Source organism: Sphingomonas sp., from assembly GCF_024508665.1.
Classification (GTDB): Bacteria; Pseudomonadota; Alphaproteobacteria; order Sphingomonadales; family Sphingomonadaceae; genus Sphingomonas.
In genome coordinates this window covers 682,426-700,718 of the sequence record NZ_JANINP010000006.1, presented here as the reverse complement: position 1 = coordinate 700,718, position 18,293 = coordinate 682,426, and the positions used below count along the sequence as shown (strand labels likewise).

Below are 18,293 nucleotides of genomic sequence, written 5' to 3'. Positions count from 1 at the left end.
CTCGTCGTCAACTGTCGATTGGGGTGCCCTTGCCGAAGGCGCCGACGCCCCCGCTGCCGCTGCGCCGCCGGTCGATGGCGGCCGATTTGAGTGAAGTGCCCGCAACCGGGTCGCCTGCCTGCTCTCACAAAAGTGGGAAGCTGCCCATGCCAAGCCGTGGGACCGATTGTGGTTTATCCGCGCGGCCGCCGCCGACATCACCCTCTCCAACAGCGCCCGACAGATCGTCGGGGGACGCCAGCGGAAATGGAAGAGGAGCCCTTGATGGCGGCGATCAGTGCGGAACGTAATGCGGTTGCCATCGTGGCGCCCGAACCCGAGGCACAGTCGTCCGAACAGAATTTCAGGTTCTACGACAACCGCCAGAAATATCTGATGTTCGTCAATACCTGCTCCGAGAAATGGGTCGTCGCCGAGCGCGTCGCGCGCGAACTCAAGAAGCTAAAGCCGGCGCCGCCCGCGGTCCGCTTCTTCGACGCCGGCATGGGCGACGGCACGGTCCTGGCGCGGGTGATGCGCTCGATGCACGAAGCCTATCCGCGCTTTCCCTTCCTCATCGCCGGCAAGGAGATCAGCCTCGAGGACGTTCGCCTGACGCTCGACAAGATGCCTGATCGCTTCTTCGAACATCCGGAGACGGTGCTCGCGCTGACCAACATTTCCTACGCCGAAGCGCCAAACCTGATGCCGACCAAGCCCGAGGCGCGCGCCGCGATGACGTGGAAGGCTGTCGCGCTCAAGGGCAACACCACTGCCGAGTTCGAGCGCCAGATCCTCGAGCTGCAGCCGTTCCTGGCGCGGAACTGGAAGACCAGGGTCTCCGAGAAAACCGGCAGCCTGATCCCCGAGACGCCGACGACTTTGATCCTGTACCGCGAGGATTGCGCGTTCATGCTCGCCGACGTGATCCCGCAGAAGGATGAGCCGGTTGCTGATTACGACCTGGTCATTGCCAGCCAACCGTTCCGCCTGAGCGCCGCGACCGACTTCAAGGCCAAGCGCGTGCTCGCCCCGCTCGCCCGCGCGCTGCGTCCCAATGGCCGCCTGCTCGGCATCCACTCTGCCGGCAACGATCCGGGTCTCGAGATCGTCCAGACCGTCTGGCCGGGCGAGGATCCGTTCACCACCTCGCGCCACGCGCTGCTGGAGGCGACCAGACAAGCAATGGGCCCGGACGCCGTCAATTTCCGCTTCGATCCGCTGCCCAGTTCGGAGGCTCTGTTCCGTTACGAGATGCACACGCTGCCCGACGAGATCGACAGCGAGAGCGCCTCGATCGGCACCTCGACGTTGCTCGCCGCCTGGAACGCCGCGACCTATGTCGCGCAGATCGACGACGAACGCCTCGGCGAGGCGATGAGCAAGCCCCTCTATCTCGAAGCCACGCGCAAGGTCCTGCGCAAGAACGGCGAGCTCTGGTTCAACGACGAGAGCTACGTGATCAGCCGCAATCCGACCGCGGCCTGAACCGTCCGAAAACGTCCACAAAAAGGGGGAGCCTGATGGCCCGCGATACCTATCTGTTTACGTCCGAATCGGTCTCCGAAGGCCATCCCGACAAGGTTTCCGACCAGATTTCCGATGCGATCGTCGATCTGTTTCTCGCCAAGGACCCCGAGGCGCGGATCGGGTGCGAGGCGCTGACCACGACGCAATTGGTCGTCCTGGCCGGCGAAATCCGCGGCAAGGGGATCATGGACACCGATGGCAATTGGGCGCCCGGCGTCGAGGAAGAGGTCGAGCAAACCGTCCGCAATACCGTCCGCAAGATTGGCTATGAGCAGGACGGCTTCCACTGGAAGACCTTGCGCTTCGAGAACAACCTCCACCCGCAATCGGCGCATATCGCCCAAGGCGTCGATGCGAGCGGAAACAAGGATGAGGGCGCCGGCGACCAGGGGATGATGTTCGGCTTCGCCTGCGACGAAACGCCCGATCTGATGCCGGCGACGCTCGACTACAGCCACAAGATCCTTGAGCGGATGGCCGCCGACCGCCATTCGGGCAAGGCCCCGTTCCTCGAGCCCGATGCCAAGAGCCAGGTCACGCTGCGCTTCGAGAACGGCAAGCCGGTCGCGGCGACCGCGATCGTCGTCTCGACCCAGCATGCCAAAGGCTATGACCAAGGCGACAAGCAGGACGAACTGCATGCCTATGTGAAGAAGGTCGTCGCCGACCTGCTGCCGGCGGAACTGCTCAGCGACGAAACGGCCTATCACATCAATCCGACCGGCAGCTTCGAGATCGGCGGGCCCGATGGCGATGCCGGACTGACCGGCCGCAAGATCATCGTCGATACCTATGGTGGCGCAGCGCCCCACGGCGGCGGCGCCTTCTCGGGCAAGGATCCGACCAAGGTCGACCGTTCTGCCGCTTATATCACGCGCTACCTCGCCAAGAACATCGTCGCGGCCGGCCTCGCCAGGCGCTGCACGATCCAGCTGGCGTACGCGATCGGCGTCTCCGAACCGCTGTCGCTCTATGTCGACACGCACGGCACCGGTTTGGTCGGCGACGACAAGATCGAGGCGGCTATCCAGGGCATCAAGAAGCTCGGCGGCATGACCCCGCGCGCCATCCGTACGCATCTCGGCCTCAACAAGCCGATCTATGCGCGCACCGCGGCGTACGGCCATTTCGGACGTGACCCGGAGGGCGACTTCTTCCCGTGGGAGCGCACCGACCTGGTCGACGACCTCAAGGCCGCATTGGCCGCCTGAACCCCAATTTTCGAGGATAGATTTATGGCCACCGTGCTCGACCGTACGACCGATTATGTCGTGAAGGACCTATCGCTTGCCGATTTCGGGCGAGCGGAGATCAACATTGCCGAGACCGAGATGCCGGGGCTGATGGCGCTGCGCCAGGAGTTCGGGGCGTCGCAGCCGTTGAAGGGCGCGCGGATCACGGGTTCGCTGCACATGACGATCCAGACCGCGGTGTTGATCGAGACGCTGACCGCTTTGGGCGCCAAGGTGCGCTGGGCGACCTGCAACATCTTCTCGACCCAGGACCATGCCGCTGCCGCGATCGCCGCGTCGGGCGTTCCGGTGTTCGCGGTCAAGGGCGAGAGCCTGGCCGAATATTGGGACTATGTCGGCTCGATCTTCGATTGGGGGGACGAGACCTGCAACATGATCCTCGACGATGGCGGCGACGCGACGATGTTCGCTCTGTGGGGCGCCAAGCTCGAGGCCGGCCAGTCGTTCGCCGAGCCCGAGAATGAGGAAGAGATCGAGATGCAGCGCGCGGTGAAGGAATTCATCAAGCGCAAGCCCGGCTACCTCACCGAGACGGTCAAGAACATCAAGGGCGTGTCGGAAGAGACCACGACCGGTGTCCATCGCCTCTATGCGATCGCCAAGAAGGGCGAGCTGCCGTTCCCGGCGATCAACGTCAACGACAGCGTGACCAAGTCGAAGTTCGACAATCTCTATGGCTGCAAGGAATCGCTCGTCGACGCGATCCGTCGCGGCACCGACGTGATGCTCGCCGGCAAGGTTGCCTGCGTTGCCGGCTTCGGTGACGTCGGCAAGGGCTCGGCCGCCTCGCTGCGCAATGGCGGCGCCCGCGTGCTGGTAACCGAGATCGACCCGATCTGCGCGCTGCAGGCGGCGATGGAAGGCTATGAGGTGGTGACGATGGAGGAAGCGGTGACCCGCGCCGACATCTTCTGCACCGCGACCGGCAATGCCGATGTGATCACCGCCGATCACATGCGCGCCATGAAGAACATGGCGATCGTCTGCAACATCGGTCACTTCGACAGCGAGATCCAGATCGCGGCTTTGTCGAACTACAAGTGGACCGAAGTGAAGCCGCAGGTCGACCTGGTCGAGTTCCCTGACGGCAAGCAGATCATCATCCTGTCCAAGGGCCGGCTGGTGAACCTGGGCAACGCGACCGGCCACCCGTCGTTCGTGATGTCCTCGTCGTTCACCAACCAGACGCTGGCGCAGATCGAGCTGTTCACCAAGGCCGACCAGTACAAGAACGACGTCTACGTGCTCCCCAAGCACCTCGACGAGAAGGTCGCCGAACTCCACCTCGAGAAACTCGGCGTGAAGCTGACCAAGCTCTCCCAGAAGCAGGCCGACTATATCGGCGTGCCGGTCGAAGGACCGTTCAAGCCCGATCATTATCGGTATTGAGGCTGCGTCGATGCAAAGCTCGCTCACGGCGCCGTCCAGCGCCGCCGATCCGGCCGACACCGTGCGCGAGCGCATCGTCGATCTCGCGCGCGAGGCTTCGTACGAAGTCTCCGCGCGCGACGACAAGGGGATCGACGCGGCGATCGCCCGGCTGGCGCCCGGCACGCGCGTATCGGTGACCTGGCTGCCCGCCGACGATGATGACAATCGCGTCATTGCTTCGCGCAAGTTGCGCGACGCCGGGTTCGAACCGGTGCCGCACATCGCCGCGCGGATGGTGACCAGCCACGACCATCTCCAGCATTTGCTCGGCCGGCTGTGCGACGGCGCCGGGGTCACGCAATTGCTGGTGATCAGTGGCGATGTGAATCAGGCGAGCGGCCCGTTCGACGACAGCGCCGCGCTGATCGCCAGCCCTGCGTTCAGGCAAGCGGCGCTGCGGCATATCTGGCTCGGCGGTTATCCCGAGGGGCATCCCAAGGTCGACCAGACGACGCTCGACGCGACCCTCGATGCCAAGATCGAAACCATTCGTAGCCTTGGGATGACGCCGGGCGTAATTACCCAATTCTGTTTCGACGCGGACCCGATCCTGCGCTGGATGATCGCTTTCCGCCGGCGCAATGCCGACGTGCCGGTGCGCATCGGCCTTGCCGGCCCCGCCGGCATCCGCACGCTGCTGCGCTTTGCCGCGATCTGTGGCGTGGGGACGTCGGCCAAGGCGCTGATCACGCGCGGATCGTCGATCGCGAGACTGCTCAGCGAAACCGCGCCCGATCCGATCATCCGCGATCTCGCCGAAACATCGGCCTATCGCGAGCTTCAGCCGATGGGCTTCCATCTGTTTCCCTTCGGCGGCCTCGACCGGACCGCGCAGTGGATGGGATCGGTTGCCTCCGGCGCATTCCATCTGCGTGGCTCAGCTTCTGGTTTCCAGGTGACCGAATGACCATCAACGATTCCTACCTTCTCACCCTCTCGTGCCTCGACCGCCCCGGCATCGTCGCCGCGATCTCGAACTTCCTTGCCGAAAGGGGCGGGAATATCCTCGAGGCGCAGCAGTTCGACGATGCCGAAACCGGACGCTTTTTCATGCGGGTCGAATTCGCGCTGAGCGGTGCGATCCGCTACGAACAGGTCCAGCGCGAGTTCGCGCCGCTCGCGCACAGGTTCGAAATAGAGTGGCAAATGCGGCTTCGGGCCGAACGCCGCCGGACGCTGATCCTGGTCTCGAAATTCGATCACTGCCTGGTCGACCTGCTCTATCGCCGACGCACGGGCGATCTCGAGATGGATATTGTCGGCATCGTCTCGAACCATCCCTGCGAGGCATTGGCGACGCCATTGATCGAGGATTTACCGTTCCATCACCTGCCGGTCGACGCCGCCACCAAGGCAGCGCAGGAAGCGCGGATCAAGGCGCTGATCGAGGAGACCGGTGCCGAATTGGTCGTGCTCGCCCGCTACATGCAGATATTGTCGAACGACATGGCCGCCTATCTGTCAGGCCGCTGTATCAACATCCATCACAGCTTCCTGCCCGGTTTCAAGGGCGCCAAGCCCTATCACCAGGCCTATGCCCGCGGCGTCAAGATGATCGGCGCGACGGCGCACTACGTCACCTCGGACCTCGACGAAGGCCCGATCATCGCGCAGGATGTCGAGCCCATCACCCATGCCGACCGCCCGGACGCGCTGGTGGCAAAGGGCCGCGACATCGAGCGACGCGTGCTGGCGCAGGCGGTCAAGCTCCACCTGGAAGACCGCGTGCTGCTCAATGGTGCCAAGACGGTGGTGTTCCGGAATTAGAGTTGTTTTCAGCTTGGCTGAGTCAGCGCCGGCCCGCTCCCCCACCCGGCCTCCCAATCAGGATATGCTATGGGAGGTCGGGTGAGGGAGCGGGCTGGTACCGCAATCGTTTCAGCTCCGCTGAAACAAACTCTAGCCCGCGGGCGCCTATTCCCCGGCCTGAATCCTGGCCCAATCCTCATTGGCGCGGTGAATCAGATAGGCGTGGATCGCTTCGGCGTCGGCCTTGGAAACCAGGTCGGCGAAGCTCGCCATTCCCTTTTCCCGGCGCTTGCCGCCAAGCACGATGTCGAGGAATTCGTCATGCGTCGTCGGGCTCATCCGGCGCAGGTCCTTGACCCCGCCTCGCCCCTGCTCGCCGTGGCAAGCTGAGCACTGCTGGGCATAGACCAACTCGCCGCGGGCGATCGTCTCGGGACTGGCATTGGTCTCGGCGGGCCGCACGAGCTCGGGGCCGCTGCCCTTGATCGCCGGCAATTGCGCGGCGCCGCCAAGCTTGAACACCAACAGCCGCGGCGAGGGCGACAACGGGAAGCCGAGCGATTTGGCGCTGGTCGAATGGGCGAGCCCCCCGCCCCAGCCGGCATTGACCGCGATATATTGGACGCCGCCCACCATATAGCTGATCGGTGCCGCGATCGGCACCTGCTGAACCGGCATTTCCCAGACCTTCGCGCCGGTATCGGCGCGATAGGCCGCGAACGTGCCGCCGACCGTGCCCTGGAACACGAGGTTGCCGGCGGTGGCGAGCAACCCGCCGCTACCGCGCACCGGATAGGGTACGCGCCAGCGCTCTTTCTGCGCGACCGGATCCCAGGCGGTCAGCCACGTCTTGTTGTTGGCGGCGGCATAGTCGTTGATCGCCTTGCGGTTCAGCTCATAGCCCGTGGTGGCGATGCCGAGCTGGCTCATATTGCCCGGCGTCTGCTTGAAATTCGGGTTGAGCGCATACGCCATGTACATCTCGGTAACCGGAAAATAGGCCAGCCCGGTGACCGGGCTATAGGCCATCGGATTCCAGTTATGCCCGCCGCCCGCACCGGGGGTGATCATGACCGGCGTCACGCCGTAATGTGCTTCGGGATTCACGTTGGGGCGGCCGGTCGCCATGTCGATACCGTTGGCCCAGCTCATCGCGACATAGGGCTGGCCGGAGATCAGCTTGCCGTTGGTGCGATCGAGCACGTAGAAAAAGCCGTTCTTCGGCGCCTGCATCAGCACCTTGCGGCGCTTGCCGTCGATCGTGAGGTCGGCGAGGATCATCGATTGGGTGGCGGTGAAGTCCCATTCGTCGCCCGGCGTGGTCTGGTAATGCCAGACATACTCGCCGGTCTTGGCATTGAGCGCGACGATCGATGACAGAAACAGATTATCGCCGCCGCCGGGGCTGCGATAGGCCTGCGCCCAGGGACCGCCATTGCCGACACCGATATAGATCAGGTCCAGATCGGGATCGTAGACGATCGAATCCCAGACGGTGCCGCCGCCGCCGCGTGTCCACCATTCGCCCTTCCAGGTCTTGACCGCCATCTCCAGCGCCGCGTTCGCCTGCGGCTTCGAAGGATCGCCAGGGACGGTGTAGAAGCGCCAGAGCAGTTTGCCGCTATTGACGTCATAGGCGGTGACATAACCGCGCGCGGCGCCCTCCGCGCCGGCATTGCCGATCAGCACCTTGCCGTTGAACACGCGCGGCGCCCCGGTGATCGTGTAGGGCCACACCTTGTCGAAGGTATTGACGCTCCACTTGGGCTTGCCGGTTTTCGAATCCAGCGCGATCAGACGGCCGTCGAGCGTGGCGATGAGGATCTTGCCTTGCCAGGCGGCGAGACCGCGAGACACGATGTCGCAGCAGGCTAGCCGGCCCTTGTCGCGATCGACCTTGGGATCATAGCGCCACAATTCCTTTCCGGTGGCCGCGTCGTAAGCGACGGTCACGTTCCAGGGCTCGATATTGTAAAGCACTCCACCGATCATCAGCGGCGATGCCTCGACCCCACGATCGACCGCGAGGTCAGCATACCAAGCGAGCCCGAGCGTGCCGACATTGGCGTCAGTGATCTGCTTGAGCGGGCTGAAGCGCTGCTCGTCATAGGTGCGGCCGGGGCCCATCCATTCGCCGGGCGTCCGATCGGCGTCGACCATGCGCTTGTGATCGACATTGGCGGCATTCTGGGCCTGGCCGATCTGCGCTGCGCCAAGCGCTAGGCCGGCCATAAGCGCGATCCGCAACCATTTACTCGCCATCCCCTACTCCCGATTATTCGGCCGCTCGGCGCGATCCTGTTTATAAGCCTGTATGATATCTAAGTCGCAGCGAGGGAGGAAGGGATTTCGCCGCCGACCAGGCGGCGATGCAGGCGCAGCAAGTCGCGCCGGTTGGCGACCCCCAGTTTGCCATAGGCGCGGCGGCGATAGGTAACGACGCTGCCATGCGAAAGGCGGGTGCGCGCGGCGATCTCGTCCTGGGTTTCGCCGAGAATCATCGCGGCCGAAATCTCGGCCTCGCGAATGCTGAGGCCGAAGTCCAATCCCATCAACGACTGGACCAAGGCCGTCTCGTCGAACATCGAGGTGGCGACGCGCTGGTGGCGCTCGACCGCGGCCATCAGCAGAGCGGCATAGGTTTCGAGCCGGACAATGTCGTCGGTCGCGAAGGGCGCGTGGGCGGCAGTGCGATAGCCGTTGGCGATGAGGGTCGACGTACCGGACCCGACGATCGACAGCCGCTCGGCGACCCCGGCCCGATCGTAGCAGGCTGCGCGCCAGGCAGGATCGGCGATGTCGCTGGCGCGCTTGCGTACGACCACCGGACGGGCCCGCGCCGAGCGGGCAAGCCGGCTGATCTCGTGGTCCGAACGCCAGTAGTTGCGGGCATAATCGAGCGAGGCGCGCATCGGGAAATCGGGCGTGGGCGGTGTGCCCTCGGCGAACAGCAATTCGATGGGCTGACCGCGATCGCAGCGGAAGGCCGAGCACAGCTCCACGCCCGCGAGCGCGCGCATGGCACTCAAGAACCTGCCGGGAAAAGCGGTGCCGCCGATCGCGCCGACCAGCTCGGCCAGCGCGCCGGCAATCGCCTGCTCGCTGGCCGGCGTCGCGGTCATTGCGCGAGCAGGCCCTTGCGCCGGCTCCAATCCATTACCGCATGAATGCACTGGGCGAGCAATTCGGGCTGGCCGAGATAATAATGCGTTGCTCCCTTGAGCTGGAGATATTCCTTGTCGGGCGTGGCCAGCGCCGCGAAGATCGCCGGATTATGCGTCGCGGGCACGGCTTCGTCGGCGGTATTCTCGATCAAGAGCACCGGCGAATTGTGGATCTTGGCGGCGTTGAGCGGACCCTTGGCGTTGGATTCGTCATAGCTCCATTGGCTGAGCCATGAGCGCAGCGTGGTGTAGCGCGCCAGGCCGACCGGCCCGACATTCACCGCGATCGGATCGCCCATATAGCTCCAGCCGACACGTCGATCGGAGGGATCGACCGTCGGATCGAACCAGCGGACGTCGCACATCGTGCGGTGAACGACGAAGGCGCGTTCCTGCTCGGCGGTCCCCTTCGCCTTGAGCGTCTGGAGCATGTCCTTCGCCCATGCAGTGATCTTGCGGTTGCGCGCGCGTTGCGCCTCGCGGAAGCGCGCGACGAACTCGGCGCTATAGGGCGGCTGGTTGGGACAATCCGGCGAATAGATATCCAGCTCGGGATCGCGCTTGTCGGGATCGAGTTCGTCGATCACCGAGGGATCAAGCCATTCGGTCAGCGTCTCGGCGCGCGAGAGATGGGCGGCGATGAAGACGACACCGTCAGCGGGTTGCAGCCCCGCATTGACCAGATCGACCGGGTCGCCGGCCGGGGTGTGGGTGATTGTCGGCGTCTCGGCCTGCGCCTGATAGAAGAGCGACAGCGAACCGCCGCCGGACCAGCCGAGCAGGACCACCTTCTCATAGCCGAGCTCCTCGCGGGCATAGGCGATCCACTTGCCGAGATCGATGGCGACCTTTTCCTGGATCAGCGCCGCGTCGTTGCGCGGATAGCGGCTGGCGGCACACAGCACGTCGAGGCCGGCATCGGCGAGCGATATCGGCATCGGCAACAGATGCAGCACGGAGGTCGGGTGCATGAAGATATAGACGGTGCGCGCCGTCGAGGTCGGGCTGCGCATCAACTGGCCTTCGAGGTTCACATGGCCCGAATTGCCGGCAAAGCCGTAGGTCTCGTTGAACTTGGGATTGTCCGGAAAGGACAGGATCAGCGGCTGGCGCGTCCATTGGGTCTTTGCGCTCGTCATGTCAGGCGCCCGCCGCTTCGGGGTCGGTCAGCGACACTTTGGTGGCATCGTAGCGGAACAGCCACTCGTAGCGCTCGACGACCTTATCGGGTGCCCATTGCTCGTCGATATAGGCTTGGCCGTTGCGCGGATCGGCAAGCGCCGGATTGTGGAAGCGCTCGGTATTTGCATAGGCGCCCATCACCGCGCGCGTGGTGCGCGGAATGCGGGCCTGTTGGTAACGGTCGAGCGCTTCGTCGATAGTGTCGAATTCCTCGAAGGCGCGAGCGAGGATGCACGCGTCCTCGAGCGCCATCACCGCGCCTTGCGCCAGGAACGGCAGCGACGGGTGGCAAGCGTCGCCGAGCAGAGCGACGCGGCCATTGACCCACTCCTTCATCGGCGGACGCGCGATCAACGCCCATTTGAACGGCTGCGGAATCGCTGAGATATAAGCGTGCACATCGGCGTGCCAGCCGGGATAATCGTCGTGATATTCCTGGTTGGTGCCGGCACTCGACCAGCTTTCGGTGGTCCAATCCCGGCGCTCGATGACGCTCGTGAAGTTCATCAATTCGCCGCGGCGGATTGGATAATGGATGACGTGTCCACCCGGCCCGACCCAGTTGGTACCGACCGGGCGGGTCAGCCGCTCGGGCAGCAATTCGACGGGGATCACGCCGCGCCAGGCGACGATGCCGGTAAACTCCGCCGGGCCCGCGCCGAACAGCAATTCGCGAGTCTTCGAATGGACGCCGTCCGCACCGATGACGACGTCGAACGTCGCCGACGGCTTGTTATCGAACGACAGCGTCACTCCGTTGGCGCTCTGCTCGACATCGCAGCAGCGATGATCGAGGCGGATCGAGCCCGGCGATGCCTTTTCGAAAGCCTTGACGAGAATTTGGTGGAGATCGTTGCGGTGGACGGTGACGTAAGGAAAGCCGTAGCGCACCGAAGATTCAACGCCGAGGTCGAACAGCTTCCAGGTATCGCCGGTATTCCACAGGCGGATTTCCTTTCCCTCGGGCTCGAAGCAGATTGCGAGCAGCTCCTTCTCGAGCCCGATCGAGCACAGCACGCGAACGCCATTGGGACTGATCTGCAGCCCCGCCCCGACTTCAGCCAGCACGCTGGCCTGTTCGAACACGGTAACGTCGAACCCCTTGCGCAGCAGCGCCAGCGCGGCGGTCAGCCCGCCAATACCACCGCCGATGATTCCGATTCCCGGATTATTCTTCAAAATTACCCCTCCACCTCGGTGGCTTAATTATAACGAACGGCATTCGTCACGAACGCATTGGGCAAATGTTCAGAGCGCCATCGCCACCGACTTGACCTCCGTATAGGCGTCGATGCCCTCGCGGCCGTTCTCGCGGCCCCAGCCCGATTGCTTGAAGCCGCCGAACGGCAATGCGGGGTCGAGTCCACCGCCATTGACCCGGACGGTGCCGGCCTTGAGCTTGCGCGCCAATTTGTGCGCGGCGGACAGATCATTGGTCCACACCACCGCGCCCAAGCCATAGTCACTGGTATTGGCATCGGCGGCGATGCGATCGAGATCCTGGTCGGCGAACGACATCGCGCACAATACCGGGCCGAAAATCTCCTCCCGGCGCACCGCCATATCGGCGCTGGTGCCGGTGAGGACCGCCGGCGCGACGAAGAATCCTTCGCCGTCGATCTCGCGGCCACCGGCATGCAGAGTGGCACCTTGCGATACGCCGCTCTCGACATAGCCGCGAACGCGGTCGCGCTGGGTCTGCGAGATCACCGGGCCCATGGCCGTATCGGCGTCGAACCCCGAACCGAGCTTCATCGCTTCGGCGATCTTGCCGACGCCCTCGACGACCTGGTCGAAATGACGCTCATGGACGAACAGCCGCGAGCCGGCGTTGCAGACCTGGCCGGCATTGGTGAAGATCGCGCGCGCTGCGCCTTCGATCGCCTTGAGCGGATCGGCATCGGGCAGAACGATGACCGGGGTCTTGCCGCCAAGCTCGAGCGTGACGCGCTTGAAGTTGCCGGCGGCGGCGCGAAGGATCAGCCGGCCGACCTCGGTCGAGCCGGTAAAGGTGACCTTGTCGACGCCGGGATGCGCGGTCAGCGCCTCGCCCGCCGGCTCGCCGAACCCGGTCAACAGATTGAACACCCCGGCAGGGAAGCCGATTTCCTCGATCAGATGCGCAAGGCGCAACGCGGTCAGCGAGGTTTCCTCGGCGGGCTTGAGGATCACGGCGCAACCGGCGGCCAGCGCCGGCCCGATCTTGGCGCAGGCCATTGCGAGCGGCGCGTTCCACGGGACGATCTGGGCGACGACGCCAACCGGTTCGCGCAGCGTATACGCGTGCCAGGTACCCATGCCGGACAAGGCAATGGTCTCGCCGTTGAGCTTGGTCGCCCAGCCGGCATTGTAGCGCAGCGATTCGATCGCATGGGGAATGTGGAAGAATTTGGCGTCGCGCACCGGCATGCCGTTGTCGAGCGTCTCCAATGCGGCGAATTCGTCGATATTGGCTTCGAGCGCATCGGCGAGGAGATTGATGAGGCGCGCGCGGCGCGACGGCTTCATCTCGCTCCATTCGGGATTGTCCATCGCTGCCCGTGCGGCGGCCACCGCGCGGTCGACATCCGCTGCGCTCGCTTCGGCGATATCGGCATGTTTGGCGCCGGTCGCCGGATTGTGGCTGGCGAAGCTTTTGCCTTCGAGCGGATCGACCCACTGGCCGCCTATGAACAATCTGTGCTTCTTGGCGGCAAAGGCCTGCGCTTTGTCCAGCGAGGGCACTTGCGGTTTTTCCAGCGTCGCCGCGCTCGTCATTTCAAGGCCCCTCTCTGCCAATTCACGCTCGGAAGACGGTCGACATTTGTCCGCCAAGCTCCGCCTGTAGGATGCATCATAACCAACGACATTATATCTTGTCGAATGCTATTTGCCATGTCACAACGCAATCGACCGGGCCGCGACGGGCTTTCGCGCCCCAAAATCACCATGCGTCAGGGGCGTTTGCGCTTCCGAAAGACGGAAAGACGGCATGCCTGAGAGAGAGCGCGAATTTGATTACATCGTCGTCGGCGCCGGATCGGCCGGCTGCGTGCTCGCCAATCGGCTGAGCGAAAGCGGCACGGAATCGGTGCTGCTGATCGAAGCCGGCGGCAAGGACGACAATTGGCTGTTCAGGATGCCCCTGGGCTTCATGATGACCGCCGCCAATCCGGTCTATGACTGGGGCTATTCCAGCGAGCCGGACGCCAAAGTGGCGGGACGATCGATGCCGCTGCCGCGCGGGCGCGTCCATGGCGGCTCCTCCTCGGTGAATGGCATGATCTACATGCGCGGCCATTCGGGCGACTATGACGGCTGGGCCCAGATGGGGGCTCGCGGCTGGAGCTATGCCGACGTCCTGCCCTATTTCCGCAAGATGGAGACCAGCTGGCGCGGCGCCGGTAAATATCATGGCGACAGCGGACCGCTCAGCGTTACGCCGGTCGATGGCCGCCGCTTGTTGCAGGCGCCGATCCGGCAATCGGTGGTCGCCGCGGGCTATGCCGAAAGCGACGACCTGAGCGGGGACCAGCAGGAAGGCTTTTCGGGGTGCGAGGTGACGGTCGACCGCAAGGGCCGGCGCGCCAGCACGGCCCGCGCCTATCTCAAGCCAGCACTGAAACGGCCCAATCTAACCGTGCTGTCGGGCGCGCAGGCGACCCGGGTGCGGATCGAGGGCAAGCGCGCCGTCGGCGTCGAAGTCAGCCAGGACGGCCGGCTCTCGCAGGTACGGGCGCGCAAGGAAGTGGTGCTGAGCGGCGGGTCCTATAATTCGCCGCAATTGCTGATGCTGTCGGGAATCGGACCGGCAGCGCAACTCGACGCGCTGGGCATTCCGGTGGAGGTCGATGCGCCGGCGGTCGGCCGCGACCTGTCCGAGCATCCCTTGGTCTACATGACCTTCGCGGCCCGCGAGACCAGCTTTCTCAGCGCGCTCCGCTTCGATCGTGCGGCATGGTCGGTACTGCGCTGGATCGCGACCGGGAAAGGCCCCTTCGCCAGCCAGATCACCAGCGGCGTGCAGATGCTGCGGACGCGGCCCGAGCTCGAGCGTCCCAACATCCAATTGGTGTTCCTTCCGGTGCGGCTCGATGCCAAGCTGTGGTATCCGTTCGGCAAGCGGCAAAGCCACGTCCTGTCGGTCATGGTGATGCAATTGCATCCCGAGAGCCGCGGCACGGTCGAATTGCGTTCGCCCGATCCGCTCGCCAAGCCGCGCATCGATCTCGACCTGCTCTCCACCCCCACCGACTTTGCCGATATCCGCGAGGGCATCGCAGCGGTGCGCAAGATCTTCGCGGCATCGCCGCTGCGCGAAATGGTCGAGAGAGAGATCGCGCCGGGCAGCGGCGCCGATCTCGACGATTTTATCCGTAACAACCTCAAGATCACTCAGCACCCGAGCGGCACCTGCCGCATGGGGGAAGATCCCGGCGCGGTCGTGGACAGCGAATTGCGGGTGAAAGGCGTATCCGGGCTGCGGGTCGTCGACGCATCGGTGATGCCGGCGGTGCCGGGCGCCAACATCAACGCCGCGGTGATCATGGTCGCCGAGCGCGCCTCGGACTTGATTCGCGGCCTGCCACCGCTCGCGCCGGAAACCTGACCTGTAATTTAGTCGCCTTGGCCCTCACGCTTCTGGATGACGTTCAGCAGCAGCCGCGAGGCGGTGATCGATGCGGGCCAGGAGGCGTAGAAGGCGAGATGCAGCATCGCTTCGCCCAATTCCTCCTGGGTAACGCCGTTATCGAGCGCCAAGCCGAGATGCGCCTCGAGCTGCTGGTGGCGGTTGGCGGTCATCAGCGCGGCGACGGTCAGCAGCGAGCGGTCGCGCTTGGACAGCTCCTTGCGCTCCCATACCTCGTTGTAGAGAATCCGGTCGGTCATCTCGACGAGGCCGGGGGCGACTGCCCCCAGTTCGTCGCCCTTCTTGGCGCTGGGTCGGCGCATCGCGCTTACTTCCCTTCGCGGTTGTAGTTGCCGAGACCGGGCTTGTAGGTCTTCTCGTCGAGGAACTGGACCATGCCCTTTTCGCGGCCCTTTTCGCGATCGACGAACGTGGTCTGATCGACCTTGGCGGTCAGATATTCGGCCGCCAGCTCCCAGTTCATTTCGCGGGCATATTTATAGGCCATGCGCGCCTGGCGGAGCGTCGTCGGGTTCTTGTCGATAAGGACCTTGGCGAGCTCGCGAGTGCGCTCCTTGAGCTTGTCGGCGGGCACCGCTTCGTTGACGAGGCCGAGTTCCTTGGCGCGCTTGCCGTCGAAATTCTCGCCGGTCATGACATAATAGAGCGCCTCGCGATCGCCCATCAGCGTCGAGATCGCCTTGGAGACCACGCCGCCCGGGATGATGCCCCAGTTGATTTCGGAAAGGCCGAACACCGCTTTCTCATCGGCGATCGCCAGGTCGCAGCAGATCAGCGGGGTGAAGGCGCCGCCGAAGCACCAGCCATTGACCATCGCGATGGTCGGCTTGGCGAAGTACATCAAGGTGCGCCACTGCCAGGCGCGGGTCTCGCGATAGGCGCGATGGCGCTCGATATCACTGACCGCGTCAGAAGCGCGGAAGAATCCCTGAAGATCCATACCCGCCGAAAAGGCTTCGCCGCTGCCGGTGAGGACGATGACCGAGCAGCGGTCGTCGATCTCGAGCGCGTCGAGCACCTGGTTCATCTCGCGCGCGAGTTCCATGCTCATCGCGTTGCGCTTTTCGGGGCGGTTGAGATGGACCCAGGCGATGCCGTCCTCGAACTGGACGAGGACGGTGTTACCGCCGGGGACGGGCTTTTCTTCGGTGGTTGCCATGGTCGTTTCCATCTGTCTGATCCTGTAATTATGCGCCGGTGACGATCAACGCGTCGAGCGCGACGGCGCCCTCGCCCTGGGCCAGCACCATCAGCGGGTTGATATCGATCTCTTCGATGGCGAGCCCGGCGCGCATCGCAGCACCGACCTTGACCACCACATCGGCGACGGCGTCGACGTCGCGCGCCGGCTTGCCGCGGAATTCGCCAAGCATCTTGGCACCGCGCAGCCCGAGGATGCGCTCGACCGCGCGAGCATGCGAGATGTCGGCGGGGAGCAGCTCCGCGGCGTCGAGCGCCTCGATCAGCACGCCGCCCAGGCCGACGAGCACCGACGGCCCCCATTCGGGATGATTCCGCGCGCCGACGACGAGTTCGAGCCCGGGTGCGGACATCTGTTCTACCAGGACGCCGTCGAGCGTCACCGCGCCGACATTGGCCATCAGTGTCGCCCAGCCCTCGCGTAGCGCAGCTTCGTCGCGCAGGTTGAGTATCACGCCGCCGGCGTCGCTCTTGTGCGACAGCGCCACGGCCTGCGCCTTCAGCACGACCGGAAAGCCGATGCGGGTGGCGATGGCGAGCGCGTCATCGACCGTGGCGGCCAGGCCACCGGCGGGGACCTGGACACCGATGCGGCGCAGAAAATCCTTGCCGACATATTCGGGTTTCACGCCGGGCGCGCCCAGGCCGGTCAGGCCGGTCGCGGCCGGAGTGCGATCGTTGACGCTGTCCAGCGCGGCCGCGTAGTGGGCGACCGCGGCAAAGGCGCGCATCGCGCGCTCGGGCGAGCGGAACAGCGGGGTTTCGCTCGCGCGCATCGCCGCCACGAAATCGGCATCGAGCGCCGATTCGTCGCCGGTGATGACGACCGCAACGGGCTTGGTAGCGGTCAGCGCCACCGGGATTATGGAGTCGCCCTTCGAGCGCTGCTGCGACGGGCCGCCGCCAGCCATCGGCAGGAGGACCGCGCCGACTGCGGGATCGGCGAGCATGGCCTCGGTCGCCTGGCCGAAGATGCCGCCATTGGTGAAGCCGGTGGTGCCGACGTCGAGCGGATTGTCGATCTCCATGCCGGCGGGAAGCAGCGTGGAAATTCGCTCCAGCGTCTCGGCCGACAGGTCCGCGATCGGGAGCGCGATATCCTCGGCGAAGTCGAACGCCATGCCGCGGATCGCGCCGGAGTTGGTCACGACGCCCAGCGCGCCGGTGCCGGGCGTCGGGAAGCGGTGGAGGATCGCGACGGTGTCGAACAACTCGTCCATCGTATCTACGACGACGACCGCCTCGTTCTCGACCGAAGTACGCATCAGCGCGTAATCCCCGACCATCGAGCCGGTGTGCGATTGCGCCGCTTCCTGGCCGCGCTTGCTGCGGCCGGGGTGCATCATGATCACCGGCACGCCGGCGGCGCGCGCCTTGCGGACCGCGCGCAGGAATGCCTGCGGGTTCCGGATCTGCTCGACATAGAGCGCGATCGCATTGGCGGTGCCCTCGGCAACAATCAGCTCGATCAGATCGCTGGCATGTACCACGGCTTCGTTCCCCGTGGCGACCGACAGCGATACCGCGATGCCGCGACCGAGCATGCCGGCGCGGATGCCCGAAGCGGTCGCGCCGCTTTGTGCGACCACTGCGACGTTGCGGCGATCGCCGAGCGGCTGGGGATGCGCGGGTTCGAAAGTCAGCGCCGCGCCGCCGGCATAATTGACATAGCCCATGCAATTGGGACCGAGCAGCGCCATGCCGGCCTGGTTGCAAACCGCAGCGATCTCTTCCTGCTCGCGGCGGCCCTCATCGCTGCCCTCGGCAAAGCCCGAGGCGAAGACGACCAAGCCGCCGACGCCGCGCGCCGCCGCCGCCTCGACCGCGGGCAGGATCGCCGCGCGAGGCACATTGAGCACCAAGGCATCGACGCCTTCGGGCAATGCGTCGACCGACTTCACGCAGGGGCGACCGTTGATCTCGTCGCGGGTTGGGCTGATCAGGTGGATCGGTCCGTCGAAGCCGAAGCGTTCGCAATTGGCAAGGACGACACCGCCCATCGTCGCCGGATCGGGCGAGGCGCCGGCAATCGCGATCGAGCGCGGCTTGAGGAGACGTGCGAGGGAGGATGCCGGCGTGTCGGTTGCCGGTAAGCTTCGTAACAGAGCTTGCGCTGAGTCCGCCAAGTCCAGTTCCTCTCCAAGCCCCTCACGGGCAGTGCTTTGGCGGCATGTT

At 64.8% G+C, this 18,293-nt stretch carries 14 protein-coding genes; 6 read left to right on the top strand and 8 right to left on the bottom strand.

Translation table 11 applies throughout. The annotated features are described in order from the left end of the window. The first annotated feature begins 264 nt into the window (after positions 1-264). Genes Q0L25_RS12185 through purU form a run of 5 tightly spaced genes read left to right on the top strand, consistent with a single transcriptional unit; the run spans position 265 to position 5,960 of the window. Entirely contained in the window at positions 265-1,467 is a 1,203-nt protein-coding gene (locus Q0L25_RS12185; RefSeq protein ID WP_296614592.1) for a hypothetical protein, read from the top strand. A 35-nt stretch (positions 1,468-1,502) separates the two neighbouring features. Continuing rightward, positions 1,503-2,720, top strand: a complete 1,218-nt coding sequence (gene metK / locus Q0L25_RS12180) for a methionine adenosyltransferase (RefSeq protein WP_296614591.1) — start codon at positions 1,503-1,505, stop codon at positions 2,718-2,720. Positions 2,721-2,744: 24 nt separating this feature from the next. Continuing rightward, complete coding sequence (ahcY, locus tag Q0L25_RS12175) at positions 2,745-4,151, top strand: adenosylhomocysteinase (RefSeq protein ID WP_296614589.1); 1,407 nt, start codon at positions 2,745-2,747, stop codon at positions 4,149-4,151. Positions 4,152-4,161: 10 nt separating this feature from the next. Next, on the top strand, positions 4,162-5,100 hold the full coding sequence (locus tag Q0L25_RS12170; protein ID WP_296614588.1) for a methylenetetrahydrofolate reductase: 939 nt from the start codon (positions 4,162-4,164) through the stop codon (positions 5,098-5,100). A gap of 2 nt (positions 5,101-5,102) precedes the next feature. Then, on the top strand, positions 5,103-5,960 hold the full coding sequence (purU, locus tag Q0L25_RS12165) for a formyltetrahydrofolate deformylase (RefSeq protein WP_296615694.1): 858 nt from the start codon (positions 5,103-5,105) through the stop codon (positions 5,958-5,960). Between the two features lie 147 nt (positions 5,961-6,107). Here purU and Q0L25_RS12160 read toward each other — a convergent pair whose 3' ends face one another. The 5 genes from Q0L25_RS12160 to Q0L25_RS12140 all read right to left on the bottom strand — a co-directional run bounded on the left by Q0L25_RS12160 (position 6,108) and on the right by Q0L25_RS12140 (position 13,045). After that, complete coding sequence (locus Q0L25_RS12160) at positions 6,108-8,204, bottom strand: PQQ-dependent dehydrogenase, methanol/ethanol family (RefSeq protein ID WP_296614586.1); 2,097 nt, start codon at positions 8,202-8,204, stop codon at positions 6,108-6,110. A gap of 59 nt (positions 8,205-8,263) precedes the next feature. Beyond that, on the bottom strand, positions 8,264-9,064 hold the full coding sequence (locus Q0L25_RS12155) for a LuxR C-terminal-related transcriptional regulator (RefSeq protein ID WP_296614585.1): 801 nt from the start codon (positions 9,062-9,064) through the stop codon (positions 8,264-8,266). Then, on the bottom strand, positions 9,061-10,245 hold the full coding sequence (locus Q0L25_RS12150) for an alpha/beta hydrolase (RefSeq protein WP_296614583.1): 1,185 nt from the start codon (positions 10,243-10,245) through the stop codon (positions 9,061-9,063). Before Q0L25_RS12150 ends, Q0L25_RS12155 begins: the two co-directional genes overlap by 4 nt. 1 nt (position 10,246) lies before the next feature. Further along, entirely contained in the window at positions 10,247-11,467 is a 1,221-nt protein-coding gene (locus tag Q0L25_RS12145; RefSeq protein WP_296614581.1) for an FAD-dependent monooxygenase, read from the bottom strand. Between the two features lie 69 nt (positions 11,468-11,536). Next, the gene (locus Q0L25_RS12140; protein WP_296614579.1) at positions 11,537-13,045 is read right to left on the bottom strand and encodes an aldehyde dehydrogenase family protein; all 1,509 of its coding nucleotides are present in this window, start codon (positions 13,043-13,045) and stop codon (positions 11,537-11,539) included. A gap of 214 nt (positions 13,046-13,259) precedes the next feature. On the opposite strand from Q0L25_RS12140, the gene Q0L25_RS12135 reads away from it, so the two are divergent. After that, positions 13,260-14,876 (top strand): GMC family oxidoreductase, encoded by a 1,617-nt coding sequence (locus Q0L25_RS12135; RefSeq protein WP_296614577.1) that lies wholly within the window; start codon positions 13,260-13,262, stop codon positions 14,874-14,876. 8 nt (positions 14,877-14,884) lie between these two features. On the opposite strand, the gene Q0L25_RS12130 is transcribed toward Q0L25_RS12135, so the two are convergent. The 3 genes from Q0L25_RS12130 to Q0L25_RS12120 are packed head-to-tail and all read right to left on the bottom strand — an operon-like array spanning position 14,885 to position 18,244. After that, positions 14,885-15,220 (bottom strand): carboxymuconolactone decarboxylase family protein, encoded by a 336-nt coding sequence (locus tag Q0L25_RS12130; RefSeq protein WP_296614575.1) that lies wholly within the window; start codon positions 15,218-15,220, stop codon positions 14,885-14,887. A gap of 5 nt (positions 15,221-15,225) precedes the next feature. Then, positions 15,226-16,077, bottom strand: a complete 852-nt coding sequence (locus tag Q0L25_RS12125) for a p-hydroxycinnamoyl CoA hydratase/lyase (RefSeq protein WP_296614574.1) — start codon at positions 16,075-16,077, stop codon at positions 15,226-15,228. Positions 16,078-16,105: 28 nt separating this feature from the next. After that, complete coding sequence (locus Q0L25_RS12120; RefSeq protein WP_296614572.1) at positions 16,106-18,244, bottom strand: acetate--CoA ligase family protein; 2,139 nt, start codon at positions 18,242-18,244, stop codon at positions 16,106-16,108. Positions 18,245-18,293 lie beyond the last annotated feature (49 nt).

What these genes read in the sequence shown, in the direction of transcription:
- Q0L25_RS12150 (WP_296614583.1), bottom strand. Translation starts at nt 10,245, where the DNA reads ATGACGAGCGCAAAGACCCAATGGACGCGCCAGCCGCTGATCCTGTCC.
- Q0L25_RS12140 (WP_296614579.1), bottom strand. Translation starts at nt 13,045, where the DNA reads ATGACGAGCGCGGCGACGCTGGAAAAACCGCAAGTGCCCTCGCTGGAC.
- Q0L25_RS12130 (WP_296614575.1), bottom strand. Translation starts at nt 15,220, where the DNA reads ATGCGCCGACCCAGCGCCAAGAAGGGCGACGAACTGGGGGCAGTCGCC.
- Q0L25_RS12185 (WP_296614592.1), top strand. Translation starts at nt 265, where the DNA reads ATGGCGGCGATCAGTGCGGAACGTAATGCGGTTGCCATCGTGGCGCCC.
- Q0L25_RS12170 (WP_296614588.1), top strand. Translation starts at nt 4,162, where the DNA reads ATGCAAAGCTCGCTCACGGCGCCGTCCAGCGCCGCCGATCCGGCCGAC.
- ahcY (WP_296614589.1), top strand. Translation starts at nt 2,745, where the DNA reads ATGGCCACCGTGCTCGACCGTACGACCGATTATGTCGTGAAGGACCTA.
- Q0L25_RS12125 (WP_296614574.1), bottom strand. Translation starts at nt 16,077, where the DNA reads ATGGCAACCACCGAAGAAAAGCCCGTCCCCGGCGGTAACACCGTCCTC.
- Q0L25_RS12135 (WP_296614577.1), top strand. Translation starts at nt 13,260, where the DNA reads ATGCCTGAGAGAGAGCGCGAATTTGATTACATCGTCGTCGGCGCCGGA.
- Q0L25_RS12155 (WP_296614585.1), bottom strand. Translation starts at nt 9,064, where the DNA reads ATGACCGCGACGCCGGCCAGCGAGCAGGCGATTGCCGGCGCGCTGGCC.
- metK (WP_296614591.1), top strand. Translation starts at nt 1,503, where the DNA reads ATGGCCCGCGATACCTATCTGTTTACGTCCGAATCGGTCTCCGAAGGC.
- Q0L25_RS12160 (WP_296614586.1), bottom strand. Translation starts at nt 8,204, where the DNA reads ATGGCGAGTAAATGGTTGCGGATCGCGCTTATGGCCGGCCTAGCGCTT.